Origin of the sequence: Acinetobacter sp. MF4642 (assembly GCF_002018925.1) — a bacterium.
Classification (GTDB): Bacteria; Pseudomonadota; Gammaproteobacteria; order Pseudomonadales; family Moraxellaceae; genus Acinetobacter; species Acinetobacter johnsonii.
This window is the reverse complement of the sequence record NZ_MVON01000035.1, coordinates 1-17,207: the sequence shown is the minus strand read 5'-3', so window position 1 is coordinate 17,207 and position 17,207 is coordinate 1. Positions and strand designations below refer to the sequence as shown.

General features: G+C 43.1%; 15 protein-coding genes and 1 rRNA gene. 12 read left to right on the top strand and 4 right to left on the bottom strand.

Features of this window, described 5'->3' with window-relative positions; translation table 11 throughout:
• Positions 1–105 precede the first annotated feature (105 nt).
• The 6 genes from MF4642_RS14385 to MF4642_RS14360 all read left to right on the top strand — a co-directional run bounded on the left by MF4642_RS14385 (position 106) and on the right by MF4642_RS14360 (position 5,903).
• Entirely contained in the window at positions 106–1,071 is a 966-nt protein-coding gene (locus tag MF4642_RS14385; protein WP_078426660.1) for a sulfonate ABC transporter substrate-binding protein, read from the top strand.
• A gap of 10 nt (positions 1,072–1,081) precedes the next feature.
• Complete coding sequence (locus MF4642_RS14380) at positions 1,082–2,077, top strand: aliphatic sulfonate ABC transporter substrate-binding protein (protein ID WP_078426659.1); 996 nt, start codon at positions 1,082–1,084, stop codon at positions 2,075–2,077.
• Positions 2,078–2,103: 26 nt separating this feature from the next.
• On the top strand, positions 2,104–3,279 hold the full coding sequence (gene ssuD / locus MF4642_RS14375; protein WP_078426658.1) for an FMNH2-dependent alkanesulfonate monooxygenase: 1,176 nt from the start codon (positions 2,104–2,106) through the stop codon (positions 3,277–3,279).
• The gene (gene ssuC / locus MF4642_RS14370; RefSeq protein WP_004983806.1) at positions 3,279–4,094 is read left to right on the top strand and encodes an aliphatic sulfonate ABC transporter permease SsuC; all 816 of its coding nucleotides are present in this window, start codon (positions 3,279–3,281) and stop codon (positions 4,092–4,094) included. The genes ssuD and ssuC overlap by 1 nt, the downstream gene beginning before the upstream one ends.
• 10 nt (positions 4,095–4,104) lie before the next feature.
• Complete coding sequence (locus tag MF4642_RS14365; RefSeq protein ID WP_004684173.1) at positions 4,105–4,905, top strand: ABC transporter ATP-binding protein; 801 nt, start codon at positions 4,105–4,107, stop codon at positions 4,903–4,905.
• 359 nt (positions 4,906–5,264) lie between these two features.
• Positions 5,265–5,903, top strand: a complete 639-nt coding sequence (locus MF4642_RS14360; RefSeq protein ID WP_058868590.1) for a TetR/AcrR family transcriptional regulator — start codon at positions 5,265–5,267, stop codon at positions 5,901–5,903.
• Positions 5,904–5,963: 60 nt separating this feature from the next.
• Here the strand turns inward: MF4642_RS14360 and MF4642_RS14355 are convergent, their stop codons facing one another.
• Complete coding sequence (locus MF4642_RS14355) at positions 5,964–6,524, bottom strand: 5'-nucleosidase (protein WP_058868589.1); 561 nt, start codon at positions 6,522–6,524, stop codon at positions 5,964–5,966.
• Between the two features lie 132 nt (positions 6,525–6,656).
• The gene (locus MF4642_RS14350; RefSeq protein WP_078426657.1) at positions 6,657–7,793 is read right to left on the bottom strand and encodes a TDT family transporter; all 1,137 of its coding nucleotides are present in this window, start codon (positions 7,791–7,793) and stop codon (positions 6,657–6,659) included.
• A gap of 206 nt (positions 7,794–7,999) precedes the next feature.
• On the opposite strand from MF4642_RS14350, the gene ribF reads away from it, so the two are divergent.
• From ribF to MF4642_RS14320, 6 genes are all read left to right on the top strand, one after another.
• On the top strand, positions 8,000–9,001 hold the full coding sequence (gene ribF / locus MF4642_RS14345) for a bifunctional riboflavin kinase/FAD synthetase (protein ID WP_078426656.1): 1,002 nt from the start codon (positions 8,000–8,002) through the stop codon (positions 8,999–9,001).
• Between the two features lie 64 nt (positions 9,002–9,065).
• The gene (gene ileS, locus MF4642_RS14340) at positions 9,066–11,909 is read left to right on the top strand and encodes an isoleucine--tRNA ligase (protein ID WP_078426655.1); all 2,844 of its coding nucleotides are present in this window, start codon (positions 9,066–9,068) and stop codon (positions 11,907–11,909) included.
• Entirely contained in the window at positions 11,902–12,441 is a 540-nt protein-coding gene (gene lspA / locus MF4642_RS14335) for a signal peptidase II (RefSeq protein WP_005401585.1), read from the top strand. The genes ileS and lspA overlap by 8 nt, the downstream gene beginning before the upstream one ends.
• Complete coding sequence (locus tag MF4642_RS14330; RefSeq protein WP_078426654.1) at positions 12,434–12,916, top strand: FKBP-type peptidyl-prolyl cis-trans isomerase; 483 nt, start codon at positions 12,434–12,436, stop codon at positions 12,914–12,916. The genes lspA and MF4642_RS14330 overlap by 8 nt, the downstream gene beginning before the upstream one ends.
• Positions 12,917–13,071: 155 nt before the next feature.
• Entirely contained in the window at positions 13,072–13,614 is a 543-nt protein-coding gene (locus tag MF4642_RS14325; protein ID WP_078426653.1) for an NADPH-dependent FMN reductase, read from the top strand.
• A gap of 645 nt (positions 13,615–14,259) precedes the next feature.
• Positions 14,260–15,294, top strand: a complete 1,035-nt coding sequence (locus tag MF4642_RS14320) for a TauD/TfdA family dioxygenase (RefSeq protein ID WP_078426652.1) — start codon at positions 14,260–14,262, stop codon at positions 15,292–15,294.
• Between the two features lie 34 nt (positions 15,295–15,328).
• On the opposite strand, the gene MF4642_RS14315 is transcribed toward MF4642_RS14320, so the two are convergent.
• Both MF4642_RS14315 and rrf read right to left on the bottom strand, forming a co-directional pair.
• Complete coding sequence (locus tag MF4642_RS14315) at positions 15,329–16,486, bottom strand: PQQ-dependent sugar dehydrogenase (RefSeq protein WP_078426671.1); 1,158 nt, start codon at positions 16,484–16,486, stop codon at positions 15,329–15,331.
• A 603-nt stretch (positions 16,487–17,089) separates the two neighbouring features.
• A 5S ribosomal RNA gene (gene rrf / locus MF4642_RS14310) occupies positions 17,090–17,204 on the bottom strand.
• Between the last annotated feature and the right edge of the window lie 3 nt (positions 17,205–17,207).

Genomic DNA, 17,207 nt, shown 5'->3' with positions numbered 1-17,207 from the left:
TTTTCATGTCTAAAGCCCGATTTCTTATTTTTTCTGAAAAGAAATGCCCATTAGCGTATGTGTTCACCAACTCAGTCACCTTATTTATTTGGAGTTATGAAACACATGAGCACTTCTCGAGCACAGTTCTGGATCAAAACAAGCGTTCTTTCTGCAGCAGTCGTGGGTGCCATGATGTTATCTGGATGTGGGAAAAAAGAAGCTGAAACCGTCACACTGAATATTGGCTTTCAAAAATATGGCATTTTGCCCATCGTCAAAGAGCGTGGCACTTTAGAAACGGTGCTTAAAGCACAAAATGTCCAAGTCAAATGGGTCGAGTTTCCTGCAGGTCCACAACTCCTCGAAGGTTTAAATGTCGGCAGTGTGGTCTTTGGTGAAGCAGGTGAAGCGCCTCCAATTTTCGCACAAGCTGCAAATTCGAACTTGGTTTACATTGCCAACCAACCTGCTGCACCTAAAGCAGAAGCACTGATCGTACAAAAAGACTCAAAGATTCAGAGCATTCAAGATTTAAAAGGCAAACGGATCGCACTCAACAAAGGTTCAAATGTGCATTACCTGCTACTTAAAGTATTAGAAGCGAATAACCTCAAACTTTCTGATATTGAAGCAGTCTATCTACCCCCATCAGATGCACGTGCTGCGTTTGAACGAGGTGCAGTCGATGCATGGGTCATTTGGGATCCCTTCTTTGCTGCCGCTGAACACCAAATCTCAGCACGTGTGATTGCTACCGGAGAAAACTTAGTCAGTAATCATCAGTTCTATTTGGCCGATCGTAAGTTTGCCGAAACCCATCCAGAAGTTTTAAAAACAGTCGTGAATGAACTCAACACCACCACACAGTGGGTCGAACAAAATCAACAACAGGCAGCTAAATTGTTAGAAAAACCGACAGGCTTGTCTTTAGACATTTTACAAAGCTCGATTGGTCGTATGGGCTTTGGCGTTCAACCCATTTCAGCCGAAGTCGCAAAAAAACAGCAGTACGTTGCGGATGCTTTCTATCAACAAAAACTCATTCCAAACCAGCTGAATATTGACGCTGCCATTATTAAACAAAAATAACGAGATCATTATGAAAACACTTAAAACAGTTTCCAGTATTGGTATCGTCACCTTGAGTCTTGGACTCGGGGGATGCCAAAAGCAAGACACGGCAGCAACAAATACTTCTGAAAAGCAGGCAGCAGATCCAGTTAAAACCCTGTCGATTGGCTATCAAAAGTCGTCTTTGAACCTGTTGGTCGCACGTGAGCAAAAATTATTTGAGCAACAATTTCCTCAAGCCAAAATTGAATGGAAAGAGTTCCCTGCTGGCCCACAAATGTTAGAAGCCTTGGCCGTCGGTGCAGTTGATTTTGGCTCTGTGGGCAATACCCCACCGATCTTTGCTCAAGCTGCTGACAAAGAGCTAAGCTACGTCGGCTATGAGCAAGTTCCAGCCAATGCTCAAGCGCTGTTGATTGCTAAAAACAGTCCCATTGATTCAATTCAAGACCTAAAAGGCAAACGGATTGCGGTTCAACGCGGCTCAAGCGCGCATGAGTTACTGGCGAAAGTTCTACAAAAAGCAGGGCTCAGTTGGCAGGACATTCAACCGATTTGGCTGCCGCCTGCGGATGCACGTGCCGCGTTTGATAAACAATCCATAGATGCATGGGCCATTTGGGAACCCTACCTCAGTGCAGCAGAGCAAGATGCACATGCCAACGTCTTGATTGATGGCACGGAATTTCCACAAACCTATTCTTTTTATATTGGTAACCCCAAGTTCATTCAGACCTATCCTGAGGCCACCGCTCAGTTCATTCACGGGCTAAATTTGGCAGATCAATGGGTGCTAAAAAACCAAACGCAGGCACTTTCGGTCTATACCCAAAGTACGGGTTTACAGCCCTCTATTGCCCAACGCGTCATCGACAAACGTCTGAAGCCTTCACCAATTCAAACCCTGACGCCTGAGGTGGTGCAAGCACAACAACAAATTGCGGATTTGTTCCAACAAGTCCAGCTCATTCCGAAACACATTCAAGTTCAAAGTACCGTTTGGGTTGCACCGAGCAAACCTTAAACGACTCTATCTAAGGATTTTTTAAAATGAAAATTTTCTGGTTTATCCCAACTCACGGTGACAGTCGCTACTTAGGTACCAGCAAAGGTGCTCGTCAAGTGGACCATGCATATATGAAACAGATTGCGGTTGCTGTGGATCATTTGGGTTATGAAGGCGTACTGATTCCAACGGGTCGTTCATGTGAAGATCCATGGTTGACCGCAGCCAGTCTGATTGATGCCACAAAAAAATTAAAATTCTTGGTTGCATTACGTCCAGGCGTGACCACTCCGGCACTGGCTGCACGGATGGCAGCCACCTTTGACCGTCTCTCCAATGGTCGGGTTTTATTGAACTTGGTGACAGGTGGCGATGAAAAAGAACTGCAAGGCGATGGCGTTTATGAAGACCACTCGACTCGCTATAAAACTGCCAATGAATACGTCAAAATTTGGCGTGAGATTTTAACCCGCTCCCATACAGGTGAAAGCTTTACCTTTCACGGCGAACGTCTAAACATAGATGATGCCAAACTGCTGTATCCGCCTGTGCAACAACCCTACCCTCCACTTTGGTTTGGCGGCTCATCGGATGATGCCATCGAGTTAGCCACTGATCAGGTCGACACGTATCTGACATGGGGTGAACCTCCTGCTGCAGTCAAAGACAAAATTGACACTGTCCGTGCCAAAGCCGAAGCCAAAGGCCGTACGCTCAACTATGGTATTCGTCTGCATGTGATTGTGCGTGAAACCAATGAACAAGCATGGCAAGCGGCGGAAGAGCTTATTCAATATGTCGATGATGCCACCATTGCTGCAGCACAGGCCAAATTTAAGAGCATGGACTCGGTCGGTCAACGTCGCATGGCTGAACTACATAATGGTGACCGCAGCAAACTTGAAGTGTCCCCAAACCTTTGGGCAGGCGTAGGTCTGGTTCGTGGGGGTGCAGGTACGGCATTGGTCGGTGACCCTGAAACGATTGCAGCCCGTATTCAAGAATATGCCGACTTGGGCATCAGCACCTTTATTTTCTCAGGCTATCCACATCTTGAAGAGTCGATTCGTTTTGCCGAGTTGGTGTTTCCACTCCTGCCGCTCGAAACTCAAGCAAAGTTGGCACAACCAAATTTAACAGGCCCCTTTGGTGAGATTGTGGCAAACAACTACACACCCGATGAAAACAAAAAAAACAAAGTGATTCAGGAGCCTGCCTAATGTCCAAAATTGTTTCAGTGCAAACCCTCCAACAGGAAAAGGTTTCACGTGGAACTCAGTTAGGGCAGCTATTGCTGCCTTGGCTCTTTCCTATCGGCTTGATTGTGCTTTGGCAAATTGCCTCCAGCACAGGAATTTTAGAAAGTCGGATTTTACCTGCACCAACGGCAGTGGTTACTGCTTTTTGGCACCTGCTACTGAGTGGTGAACTATGGAAGCATGTGCAAGTTAGTGCAGGCCGTGCCTTACTCGGCCTATTGGTGGGTGGGGGGTTAGGGCTCTTTCTGGGTTTGTTAAATGGTTCATCGAAAACGGCGTCAACCCTACTCGACACCACCCTACAAATGATCCGAAACATTCCTGCACTGGCACTTATTCCGTTGGTGATCTTATGGTTCGGGATTGATGAAACCGCCAAGCTGTTCTTGGTTGCGGTCGGGGTCTTTTTTCCCATTTACATCAACACCTATCACGGCATACGTTCGGTAGATCCACAACTGATTGAAATGGGGAAAAGCTATGGTTTGACCCGTTGGCAATTATACAAAGAAATTATTTTACCAGGTGCGATGCCCTCTATTTTAGTCGGACTACGCTTTTCACTGGGTTTGGTGTGGGTCCTGCTAATCGTTGCCGAAACCATTTCAGCCCAAGCGGGCATCGGTTATATGACCATGAATGCGCGTGAATTTTTACAGACCGACATCGTTTTAGTGGGGATTTTACTATATGCCCTACTTGGAAAATTGGCTGATGTACTGGCCGTCACATTAGAAAAATACCTGCTGCGCTGGCATGCAGGATACCAAAAATAAGGAGTTTGAGATGACTGATTTAAGCCTTGGTCGCCATGCCAATATTCCATCGCCGCCAAATCACAATCAAGACATTAACCCTCAAGCGGTGCTTGGGGCCGAAATTATTATCGAACAACTGCATAAGTTTTATGGTTCAGTTAAAGTCCTTGAAGACTTAGATCTGCATATTCAGCCGGGTGAGTTTTTAGCCATTGTCGGACGCAGTGGTTGTGGTAAAAGTACCCTGCTGCGCCTGATTGCCAACTTAGAACAACAAAGCTACGGCGAAATTAAGTTTAAGTCCGCACGACACCTCCGCGAAGGGATTACCGCAGACGATATACGGGTCATGTTCCAAGATCCACGACTGTTACCATGGCGCTCAATTGAACAAAACGTACAACTAGGGTTGCCGAAACAACAACATGCCACTGCCTCGGGTTTGCTTGAAAAAGTCGGACTCAAAGAAAAAGCGGGACTTTGGCCTTCACAGCTCTCTGGGGGACAGCGTCAACGGACCGCTTTGGCACGGGCTTTATCGCATAAGCCACGGATTTTATTGCTCGATGAACCTTTGGGAGCACTCGATGCCTTAACCCGCTTAGACATGCAGAATTTGATTGAAAAATTATGGACGGAACAGGGCTTTACCGCCATTTTAGTCACCCATGATGTTAGTGAGGCTGTTCAACTGGCCGATCGGATTATTTTGCTAGACCGTGGCCATATTGCCAAAGAGTTTCAAGTCGACCTGCCCCGCCCTCGTGTCAAAGATATGCAGTTCAATACCCTTGAACAGCAGGTGTTAAATGCGGTTTTAGCCACATAAGTAGACTAAAAAATCCTTAGCTTGGGGGGCTAAGGATTTTTTATGCTGAATTTCAGTAAAAAAAGCAGAAGACTGTCATATGACTTAAGCATACTTTAGTTTAAATAATGTAATAAATTTCACGTTATTTTTATCAAAACATGCCACTTCACATTGAATCATTTCATATAGTTTAGACAAAATAGTTTTTATATAATTATATTTTATTGGACAACTTTTAGAATTTATCGCAATTTAAGAGCCAATCTACAGAATAAATGATCATTATTCAAAAAATTAAATTTCCACTTTGTGCACAAATCTGATGATTTGCCGTACAATTTGTCCTTCCCCCTTTTTATTGTTTTTTAAATTAGAGAATGGAACAGAAAAAGAGTACTCAAAAACGCCACCAGCTGCTGAATGCTGCACTAGACGTCTTCTCACTCTATGGATTTAATGGAGCAAGCTTAGATGAAATCGCACAGATTGCTGAAATGCACAAATCGAATATTTTCTATTACTATGAAAATAAAGAAGCTTTGTACGTTGAAGTTTTAACGACGGTTTTACAAAAATGGTTAGCCCCACTACAGATGTTAGAAGCTGACTTAGAGCCGGAAGAAGCGATCACCAACTACTTATTGCAAAAAATTGAGGTTTCTCGGACTCAACCGAAAGCGTCTCGCTTGTTTGCTTTAGAAGTGATCCAAGGAGCGCCGCATATTTTGGAAATCCTCAAAGGGCCTTTAAAGAAGTTGGTCAAACGTAAAGCCAAAGTCATTAGCAATTGGCAAGAGCAAGGTAAAATTTCAACTGAAATAGACCCTGAGCTGTTAATCCTCAACATTTGGGCATTAACACAAAACTATGCTGATTTTGCCACGCAAATGGAAATGGTAACAGGTAAAACCCTACGTAACCGCAGTATGCAACAACGAGTCATTCAACATACCGTGCATATGATGCTGTATGGCGTGATCCCGCGAACACCGTCTGCATTATTCAAAGCTGAGTAATTTTGGCATACGACCATAGCACTCTATGGTCGCCGAATTGAAAAAGACAGAATCAAAGCCTCAGATACTTTCAAATAATGCTAATAATTTCTGAGCTCCCAATAACAAATTGTCTTCCCAGTCCAAATGCGCGGTGTCGTTGGCACCATCTGAAATATATTTGACCGAAATCAGGCGGACACCCTGTTTTTTACAGACCTTTGCCAGCGCATATCCTTCCATATCAACCAAATGACACGGTACTTTGGGCTTACCTGTTTCAAAGCTATCCCCTGTTCCACAAATGCCGGTACGGAGCTGCTGGAAAAACGGTTCTAAGTGAATTTCCGCAGGATGCATGGTGTCAAATGGGGTAAAACCGACAGCGAAACCCAGTGGAGACACATCCATGTCGCGTTGTACAAATTGAGAGACTTCGACCAATTCGTGCTTATCAAAAAACGTACTACCTGCTGTACCTAAATTAATCAGAGTTTTACAGCCTGTTTTTTGAATCACTTCAAATGCTTTATAGGCCGCGTTGACTTTACCAATACCGCTGTAGTGAACTTCAATCCCTGCCTGCTCAAACAATCCTTTAGACTCATTCGGCAAAGCCATGATTAGTGCAACATCTGACATAAAATACTCAATTAACAGACTTCATGCGTGCCATTAGAAAACAAATCGATCCGAAAGAAAAGCGCCTCTGGTCTCTGCTCAAACAACATATATAAGATCAAATGGCGCTTTAAACTGAAAGGATTGCAGACCTCATTTATACTGCTGTTCTAAATAGGTTTTTAAGCAGGGCGAAAAGAACAAATCCCCTTGATAAAAACCGTGTGCCGTTTTGGTTGCGACCAAACTCCATAACAACATCAGTATGGCTGCAAAAGCATAGCCAACGGCATACAGGAAGGCCAAATTGAGTTGTTGGGCTAAGGTTAAGATTGCGAGTGTATATACACCCAATGGAAAGGTCAGTCCCCACCAGCCCAGATTAAACGGCAAGTCCTGTTTGGCATGGTGCAAAGTCGTCAGTACCGCAATCCCCAACCACCACAGTCCAAAACCCAGCAGAATTAAACTGGCTAAAATCCCCGCCTGCTGAAAGAACTGACCCAGTTGTGCTAAGCCCAAACTCGCCATCAGCGTCGGTGCCTGATGCCCCAAAACCAATAACGCCAAAGCAGCAGTACCTATCGGTCCCAAAGCCAACCAACTGCTGACCGCCAACTCTTTTTCAGGCAGTTTATGTAAGACCAAACGCAACATTAAAATCGTTAAAATAGCAAAAGCGGGTAATACTGAAACACCCCACAACACATAACTGCCCAATAAAATCGCAACGGCGTGAGTATCAGCTGCCAAATGCCCCAGCAATAAACCACCACTGCTGGCTGCAACTTCACAGGCCACGATCGGCAATAACCACACCGCAGTCATCTGCTGTAAAGCATGCTCCTGATGTCGATACATGGCAAAAGGAACTGCCCACGCCACCAAGAGCGCCAAGACTACATCTGCATACCAGAGCGTTTGCGCAATCTGTACAGCTGTATCCCCATAAATAGGCTGACCATACTTTAAAAAGCCATTGAGGATGGTGGCCATCGCCATCGGGATCGTCCCTAAAAATAGGCTCATGCTTGGATGTTGAAAAATCTGTTTGGCTTCGTGCGGATAAAATGCCCAACGTAAGCCATATAGCACACTAAAAAGTACGAACAATAAAATATTGAAATACCACAGCCCCGTGCCCAGTTGCCATGTGAGTGCCTTTAACATCGGAAACTCTGATACAATTAACGCCACAACACCTGTTCCCATACTGACAGTGAACCAGTTGGGGGTGAACTGACGAATGATATTGTGACGCTGTCCAAGTTGTGTAAATGGTTTTTGCATGAGTTCGGCCTCATTTAAAATCTACATTTATATTAATCAAATCTATAAATAAGAAAAATTGATTAATTTATATTAAATAAATCAATAAAATTGATATAAATATACTTTGCACTAAATTTTGCGTTGTCAAAAAACAACCACAAGACGAATGCCCAAGAATATGGCAATATATAAGCCGTTCTTAATTCCAAGCACTTGATTTGCCCATGAAGCTGCTCCGTCTAAATGCTTTGCCTTCAAATACCCAATTAGAAAAAACCGCTGTCACTATCGGTAATTTTGACGGGGTGCATTTGGGTCATCAAGCCATGATTCATCAGCTCAAAGCCGTTGCAAAACAACAAAATCTAAAAACAGTAGTAATGATTTTTGAGCCTCAACCACTTGAATTCTTTAAAGGTTATGATGCTCCACCACGTATTTCATCATTGCGTGAGAAAGTCGAATATTTAACTGAGCTGGGTGTGGACTATATTGCGGTCGCGAAATTTGACAACAGCTTCCGTAGTTTAAGTGCAGAACAATTTGCCGATATTTTAAAAGAAAAACTCAATGCCCAAAGTTTGGTTTTAGGCGATGACTTTCACTTTGGTAAAAACCGCCAAGGCAACAGCGAATTTCTCGAAAAGTATGGTTTTCAAGTCCACAATCTAGAAACCATCCTCTCAGAAGGTGAACGCGTCAGTTCAACTCGGATTCGCCAAACACTGGCCGCAGGGGACTTGGCGCTGGCTGCTCAGTTATTAGGGCGCCCTTATAGCATTACGGGTCGCGTACAATATGGCGACCAAATTGGCCGAACCCTTGATTTTCCAACCATTAACGTACGTTTAAACCGACATAAACCCTGTTTAAACGGCATTTATGGTGTAGATGTGATATGTGAAACCACGTCTTTACGCGATAAAGTGAAAGCAGACCATCCTGATCGATTAGGGGTTGCAGGATATGACCATTCAGCGCTTTTTGGTGCGGGTCATGTCGGAACACGTCCAGCCATTCAACAAGCACAGCCAGAATGGCGATTAGAAGTACATTTCCCTGATGTTTCTGCTAATCTGTATGGCTTGTTAATGCGGGTCACTTTCTTGAACTACTTACATGGTGAAAAGAACTACCCTTCGCTGGAAGCACTAAAAGCGGGAATTGATGATGATGTGGTGAAACTGCTTGAGTTCCGCCAAAACACCCCCACATTTCCCTTTTAAATACCAATCAATTTTATGTAAAACGCGTCAGCCGAGCCGCTGATTAAATTGGAAGACATCTTGCATGAGCGATAAGCAAACTACTGAAAATGCAGTGGATTATAAAGCCACACTCAACCTCCCAGGTACCGAATTTGCCATGAAAGCAAACCTTGCGGTGCGTGAAGCAAAATGGTTAGAAGAGTGGTATGCCGACAACATTTATCAGCAGATTCGTGCGTCGCGTATTGGCAAGAAAAAATATGTTCTGCATGATGGCCCTCCTTATGCAAATGGCCAAATTCACTTGGGTCATGCGGTTAATAAAGTTTTAAAAGATATCATTATTAAAAGTCGTATTCTTGACGGCTTCGATGCCCCTTATGTACCAGGTTGGGACTGTCACGGCCTTCCGATTGAACTGAAAGTAGAAGAGAAAGTCGGTAAAGTGGGCGTGAAGGTGGATGCTTCTACTTTCCGTAAAGCCTGCCGTGAATATGCTTACACCCAAGTTGAACTGCAAAAGAAAGACTTTGTGCGTATGGGCGTGTTTGGTGACTGGGACAATCCTTACCTGACCATGAACTTTAAGCAGGAAGCAGACATTGTGCGCTCTGTTGGCGCAATTGCGAAAGCAGGCCATATCGAACCAGGTCTTAAACCTGTGAACTGGTGTTTAGACTGTGGTTCAGCTTTGGCTGAAGCTGAAGTGGAATATGAAGATAAAAAATCTGACGCGATTGACGTTGGCTTTACGGTTGTCGACTTAAAAGACTTAAGCGCACGTTTAAATATCAACGTAGAAGCCGCAACAGATATCGTAATTTGGACCACCACACCTTGGACTTTGCCTGCAAACCAAGCAGTTGCCGTCCATGCTGAAATTGACTATCAACTAGTTCAAGTTAGCACCGACCGTGGCGTGCAAAACTTTATTTTAGCTAAAGACTTAGTTGAGTCGGCAGTTGAGCGTTATAAGCTTGAAAACCCTGTGGTTCTCGCTGATTTTAACGGCTCAGCAATCGAAAACCTATTATTACAACACCCGTTACTGACCGATCGTCAAGTGCCTGTGATTTTGGGTGAACATGTCATTGCAACCAGCGGTACAGGGGCGGTACATACTGCACCTGGCCATGGTGTAGACGACTATAAAGTTGGCTTACAGTACAACTTAAAAGTTGAAAACCCAGTGGGTGGTAATGGTGTGTATTTACCAACTTCACCGATTTTTGCAGGCGAGCACATCTACAAAGCCAATCCAAAAATCATTGAAGCATTGGATGCAGTTGGTCGCTTATGGGCACATCAACCGATCAAACATAGCTACCCACACTGCTGGCGCCATAAAACACCGATTATCTTCCGTGCGACCCCACAGTGGTTTATCAGCATGGATGCACAAGGTCTGCGTCAAAACGCTTTAAATGCGATCGAAAACGAGATCAGCTTTGTGCCTGATTGGGGTAAAAATCGTATTCAAGCCATGATCGAAGGTCGTCCAGACTGGTGTATCTCACGTCAACGTACGTGGGGTGTGCCAATCCCATTCTTCGTGCATAAAGACACCAACGAGCTCCATCCGCGCACAGCCGAGTTGATCGAAGAAGTCGCGAAATTGATCGAACAAGAAGGGATTGACGCTTGGTATAACCGTGAAGCGAAAGACTTTATCGGGGATGAAGCGGAACAGTACAACTGTGTGCGTGACACTTTAGACGTGTGGTTCGACTCAGGCACAACGCACTATGCTGTGCTACGTGAACGCGAAGAACTCACCGATCCAGCCGATTTATACCTTGAAGGTTCAGACCAACACCGTGGTTGGTTCCAGTCTTCATTGCTCACCTCGATTGCGATCAATGAACGTGCGCCGTACAAAGGTTTACTGACCCATGGCTTCGTGGTGGATGAAAAAGGCCGTAAGATGTCAAAATCTTTGGGCAACATCATCACCCCACAAGACATCATTAAAGACATGGGTGCAGATGGCTTACGTTTCTGGATTGCATCAGCCGATTACCGTTATGAAATGACTGCTGGTAAAGAAATCTTTAACCGTGCATCAGATGGCTACCGCCGTATTCGTAATACCTTGCGTTTCTTATTGGCAAACTTAAATGGTTTCAAACCATCGACGGATGCACTGCTTGTAGATCAATTGATCGCACTTGATCAATACATCTTGCAACGTGCAGCAGATGTACAGAAAACCATTCAGCAAGCCTATGAAGATATGAACTTCCATATCGTGGCAAATGCACTGACCAACTTCTGTATCAATGACTTGGGTGGTTTCTACCTCGACATCATCAAAGACCGTCAATACACCACCAAAGCCGATTCACAAGCGCGCCATTCAGCTCAAACTGCGCTGTATCATTTGGTGCAAGCCTTTGTACGTTGGATGTCACCAATCTTAAGCTTTACCGCTCAAGAAGCATGGCCACTGATTCCAGAACAAACTGAGAAATATGTGTTCACTGCGGAATGGTATGACATTCCTGTGGCTTCAAAAGCAAACTTGTTGTCTGAAGCTGATTGGCAAACGCTGATTGCGGTGAAGTCTGCGGTGAACAAGTTCATCGAAACTGCGCGTACCGCGAAAATCGTGGGTTCAAATCTCTCTGCCAAAGTTGAACTGTGGGCAGATGCAGAACTCAAAGACGTACTGGATCGTCTAGATGATGAACTTCGCTTTGTTATGATCACTTCACAAGTCTTGGTCAATGCATTCGATGCAACTCAAGGTGAAGCCTCTGATCTAGCGGGTCTGAATGTGCAAGTCTCTGCGGCTGATGGTGAAAAATGTGTACGCTGCTGGCATGTGCTGCCAGATGTGAATACACATGTTACACATCTAGGTCTATGTGGTCGTTGTATTATCAACCTTCCTACAGGCCAAGGCGAAGAGAGAAAGTATGCCTAACCCTCAACAGAAAAAGGGCTTATTCCAATTCTATCCGCACAATTTGGTGTGGGTAGGTTTGGCTATTCTAGCCATTGTCTTAGATCAATGGACCAAATGGATTGCCAGTACCCATCTGAATTATGCAGATCCAGTACCAGTCCTGCCCTTTTTAAATTGGACTTTATTGCATAACTATGGCGCAGCCTTTAGTTTCTTGTCCGATGCAGGCGGCTGGCAACGCTATTTCTTTACCTCTCTTGCAGGTATTGTGTCTGTCATTTTTCTGTTTTGGCTAATGCGTATGCCCAAAACCGTAAAAGTGCTGCCCATCGCGATTGCTCTTATTTTAGGTGGTGCTATAGGGAATTTAATTGATCGTGTAACCTTAGGTTATGTGGTTGATTTTATTCATGTGTACTATCAAAACAGCCACTTTCCTGCATTTAATATTGCAGATAGTGCGATTACGCTAGGAACGATCCTTTTGTTGATCGATACCTTTTTTCTCGAAAAAAACCGTATCCAACGTGCCGAAGTAAACCATGACTGATTTTATTAATCCCAATGAAGAAACTCGCGTGAGCGAAGGTTCAAAAGTAGAGTTACATTTTTCTGTTTGCATTGAAAATGGCGTAGAAATTGATAACACACGTAGCCGTGAAGCGCCTGTAAGCCTTGTAATGGGTGATGGCAGCTTACTGCCTGGTTTTGAAAAAGCACTGTTTGGTTTACGTGCTGGCGACCGTCGTACGGTGAGCCTACCACCAGAAGATGCTTTTGGCCCGTGGAATCCTGAAAACGTACAACAGTTTGATACAGTCAAATTTGAACAGCGTCCTATTGAAGGGCACATGATTGAATTTGAGGACAAAGCTAAACAGAGTCTTTATGGTGTGGTTAAAACTGTAGGTGATGACATCACCGAAGTCGACTTTAACCATCCATTGGCAGGTAAAGATATTACCTTTGAAGTAGAAATCTTCAAAGTGACACCTGCCGGTCAGCAAGGCATCAAAATTATGTAAAGCCACAGATCGAACGTCTGTGTGTCATTTAAAGCTCCTTCGGGGGCTTTTTTAATGCCTCAAACATTTGTCGATCAGATACATATTCAATCTATGCAAAGCCTAATTTTCATACTACCGTAACGTAATCACATTTATTTTCCCAAGGATTTTTCATGAAAATTCAGGTCATTATAGGCAGTGTGCGCGAAGGTCGGACAGCCATTAAAGTTGCGCGATGGGTGCAAAAAGGCTTTGAACAACTTGGACTCAGTACGGTCCAACTCGAATTGGTCGACTTAAAAGAGTGGGATTTACCGATTTTTTCAGGTGCAAATCCCCCAATGACAGGGATTTATGATCAACCCAAACAACAAGCATGGGCCGACCACATTGCCCAAGGTGATGCCTTTATTTTCATTAGCCCAGAATACAATCATGGTTATAGCCCTGCACTTAAAAATGCCCTAGATTACTTAGGCAAAGAATGGCAAGGTAAACCTGCGGCCTATATCAGTTATGGTGGTACCAATGGCTCACGTTCCATCGACCAAATTCGCCAAGTCGGTACTCAGCTCGGTCTGGTCGATACCAATGCGGTGATTGAAATTCGAGATATTTTTTCACGCAATAAAACCGAAGATTTTGAACCAAATCCTTTTGATGAGAAGAATCTAAAAGCAGCAATTGATAAACTCATTAAATATGTCAGCGCATAAGCATGAGATTATTCTGTACGCTATTGCTTACAGTAACTTAAGTATTTGTCGGCTTTTCAATAAACAGCATCGACGCTATAGTTAAATCATACAGAGACAGGATGTCTCAGATTAAAAACAAAAATAACAACATACATAGCAGGATGCTGATCGGTAGGACAGGAGTTATACCGTTTGAAAGAATTTAAAAAGCCCTCGACAGGATGTCGGGGGCTTTTTAATTGTATTGATTCTTAGCTCAATATTTCTCCAAAAAACCAAATCAAGATCAGATATTAACTAACCTCTTATATGCTTCAATACTTTAGAAGAAGCTCGTGAATACAAATTAAAATTGGTCTGAATGGATGTCTTTCTCAACTTAAATATTATAAAAATAATGATATAAAACATATATATAAATACAAAATACTTCCCAAGTAATCATTTCCGTCCAACGTACATATTTAAGCGCTAATCTATAAATTAGATCCATCAAATATTAAGACTTTCACCGTTTGTCGGTATGTTCTTCTGTACAACGAAATATTACATCTGGCGCTCGCACTACACTTTATACTCTCGCCCACTGAACATTTGCCGCTTTAGCCAAAATGCTTCAGTCCAATACAATAAATTAAAAAAACAAAAATAGAGACCATTCACATGCAACTAAACACCACACTTTTAAATGATTATTGCAAAATTTATGTCGCTGACCCCGAATATACAGATGTAGATGCTCTAGCTGCCTATGTTAGAGTCCATCGCACAGAACTTATGCAAGAGTTGCATCAGTACGGCATCTTATTATTTCGTGGCTTTAAATTACAACGTCACTATGAATTTCATGAGCTCATCGAATATCATTTTCAGCTTGAACCTTGGCATACATTTACGCCTAAAAAATCAGGTTGGTTCGCCTCTTTCATTTGTAAATATAGCGAAAATCATGCAGGTCATGATAGACCTTATCTCAACCACAATACGGTGCAATTAGGCTCTGTTGAAAACTCAATTCAAGGTCCACATGTCGAAGGTGGCCTACACTCGACTCGCTCGCGTTATATTGCCTTGTTTTGCCAAGAACCCGCGGACCACTTACTCGAAACCGGGTTTAATAACCTCGAAAAAATTTGGGCCCATTTTCCAGTCAGCTCACAACAAAAATACTTAGGCGCATGGAACCATTTTTCTTATATTTCAACACGTAAGCTTAATCTATTTGATCGCTTGACCTTCAATAAAAACTCATTTGGTTTCCAGAAAAAATCAAATAAAGAAAGCAAACTTACCTTAAAACGCTCACCTTTCGTTGTCATACACCCGAACACGCAAAAGTTGATGATCCAGCCGTGGGCTTTTGCAAACAATACCAATTCTTTTGCCCATCAAGCTGCACAAAAAAGATTTAAGCAGCGAGGAAAGCTTCAACCAGACCCTACGGCTCATTGCATGCAACTGTCATGGGAACTTTTCACCCATGAAGGTGAAAAAATTGAATGGACCGATCAGGAAAAACAACACTTCTTTGAAGCCTTATATCACGATGCACTCTTGCTCCAGTGGCAAAAAGGGGATGTCGCCTTGATCGATAATATTAAAATTGCCCATTGGCGGATGAATGGTAAACAAGGACAACGAAAACTGATGCAGATCCAAGCCAATGTCTTCAATGCTGATCGACATGCTGCGCTTTAAGACTGTCTTTCCTCGCAATACTCTGTTTAGGTGATTAATGTGAAAGCAGCTGAATTAAATCTGCATGTTTTCCATCCTCAATCACCCAAATACTGCCATCTTTCGCTTGTTGTAAACCACGGATACGTTCTTTCATATCTATCCGTTGGATTTCTTTTACTGGCTGTGCTGTGGTGTCTACAATAATTAATACTTTAGATAAAAGCCCACCAATGATGGCTTTATCCTGCCACTTTGGAAACATCTGTCCCGTATAAAAAATCAAACTCGATGGAGAAATTACGGGTGTCCAGTCTAATTTTGGCGCTTCAAACTCAGGCCGCGTGGCGTGGTCAGGGATATTCACACCACTATAATGATCACCATTCGAAACGATTGGATAACCATAGTTTTTAGCCTTTTGAATTAAATTAAGCTCATCCCCACCTTTGGGGCCCATCTCCACCACCCAAAGTTGTTTTTTGGCATCCAAAGCCATTCCCAAAGGATTACGATGCCCCAAACTCCATATCTGTTTTGCGACATCACCCTGCATCTGAAATGGATTATCTGAAGCAACCGAACCATCATCATTCAAGCGAATCATTTTTCCGAGGTTCGATGTTAAATCTTGTGCAGGCTCAAACTTTTGCCGTTCTCCCGAACTAATCCATAATTTCCCTGCACCATCAAATAACATCCGATGTGCATAATGTCCCTGCCCACGCACCTTCGGTACTTGTTTCCATATCATTTTAAGGTTGTCTAATTGTGGCTGCGCCTGATCTAAATTCAAATCAGCACGAATCACAACCGCACCATAACCACCTTGCCCGGCTTCTGCATAGCTGAGATAAATTTGATGGTTTTGTGCAAACTCAGGATGTAAAACAATATCACCTAATCCGCCTTGGCCACCATAAGCCACTTTAGGTATATTCCTAATGAGAGTCTTTGTCTGATCTATAGGATTAAATAAAATCAACTGTCCTGATCTTTCAGTAATTAATAATCGCCCATCAGGCAATACCGCTAATGCCCATGGCTCATTAAATTCAGCAATATGCTTTAACTGCATAGATTTGCCTAAAGAAGCAGAACTGTCCTGTTGTTCATGTGCTGCTGACTCCGCTGGTCTTTGTGCATGACATGCCATTAATCCAAAAAATGCACTCACTGCCATCAACAAACAAAAAGCTTTTTTTCTCAGCATTGCCTTCCCCATTAAATGCACGATCACCATTCATTGTAGAGAAATCATAAGTACAAGGTTATCCGCTTTGGTAACAAGATGAATCTGTGTAAGCCAAAGCTTACAAAAACTGAGGAAAGTGACCACTAGCCTTAAAACAGCTTACAGCATATATTAAATACATCAGGAGACAGGAAGTCTCCCAAACTTAAAACAATAATAATCAGTTTGAGCATCAGGATGTGAGATATGACAGGAGTTGTATCTAAGCACTGAAATACAAAGAAACCTCGACAGGATGTCGGGGTTTCTTTTTTATTGAGCACATTAAAATCTAAATCAAAACCTGTTTTGGCATATTTTGCATGATCACGAGTTAACTATAGCCATTCTTTTCCAACGGATATAGATGAAATAGCTGTTTAAATGCTCAAAATATACACAAATACTTAGTTAAAATTTCTTTTAGTGAAGAAGAAACCATCAAATTCAAGTGATAAAACTAAACCTATTAAATATTAACGGCTATTTTTAGCTAATATTTCGCTTTTCATTTATATTTTTAATCTTCCTACATAAAAAAATCCCCCTCTGCGATTAGCGGAGGGGGATTTAGAATTAATGAGCTGGCGATGACTTACTCTCACATGGATAACTCCACACTACCATCAGCGCTAAGAGGTTTCACTTCTGAGTTCGGGAAGGGATCAGGTGGTTCACTCTTGCTATTGTCGCCAGCACA

Coding starts and splice junctions, on each gene's coding strand:
- MF4642_RS14380 (WP_078426659.1), top strand. CDS start 1,082: ATGAAAACACTTAAAACAGTTTCCAGTATTGGTATCGTCACCTTGAGT.
- MF4642_RS14355 (WP_058868589.1), bottom strand. CDS start 6,524: ATGTCAGATGTTGCACTAATCATGGCTTTGCCGAATGAGTCTAAAGGA.
- MF4642_RS14315 (WP_078426671.1), bottom strand. CDS start 16,486: ATGCTGAGAAAAAAAGCTTTTTGTTTGTTGATGGCAGTGAGTGCATTT.
- ileS (WP_078426655.1), top strand. CDS start 9,066: ATGAGCGATAAGCAAACTACTGAAAATGCAGTGGATTATAAAGCCACA.
- MF4642_RS14325 (WP_078426653.1), top strand. CDS start 13,072: ATGAAAATTCAGGTCATTATAGGCAGTGTGCGCGAAGGTCGGACAGCC.
- MF4642_RS14385 (WP_078426660.1), top strand. CDS start 106: ATGAGCACTTCTCGAGCACAGTTCTGGATCAAAACAAGCGTTCTTTCT.
- MF4642_RS14320 (WP_078426652.1), top strand. CDS start 14,260: ATGCAACTAAACACCACACTTTTAAATGATTATTGCAAAATTTATGTC.
- ribF (WP_078426656.1), top strand. CDS start 8,000: ATGAAGCTGCTCCGTCTAAATGCTTTGCCTTCAAATACCCAATTAGAA.
- MF4642_RS14360 (WP_058868590.1), top strand. CDS start 5,265: ATGGAACAGAAAAAGAGTACTCAAAAACGCCACCAGCTGCTGAATGCT.
- MF4642_RS14330 (WP_078426654.1), top strand. CDS start 12,434: ATGACTGATTTTATTAATCCCAATGAAGAAACTCGCGTGAGCGAAGGT.
- MF4642_RS14365 (WP_004684173.1), top strand. CDS start 4,105: ATGACTGATTTAAGCCTTGGTCGCCATGCCAATATTCCATCGCCGCCA.
- ssuD (WP_078426658.1), top strand. CDS start 2,104: ATGAAAATTTTCTGGTTTATCCCAACTCACGGTGACAGTCGCTACTTA.
- lspA (WP_005401585.1), top strand. CDS start 11,902: ATGCCTAACCCTCAACAGAAAAAGGGCTTATTCCAATTCTATCCGCAC.
- MF4642_RS14350 (WP_078426657.1), bottom strand. CDS start 7,793: ATGCAAAAACCATTTACACAACTTGGACAGCGTCACAATATCATTCGT.
- ssuC (WP_004983806.1), top strand. CDS start 3,279: ATGTCCAAAATTGTTTCAGTGCAAACCCTCCAACAGGAAAAGGTTTCA.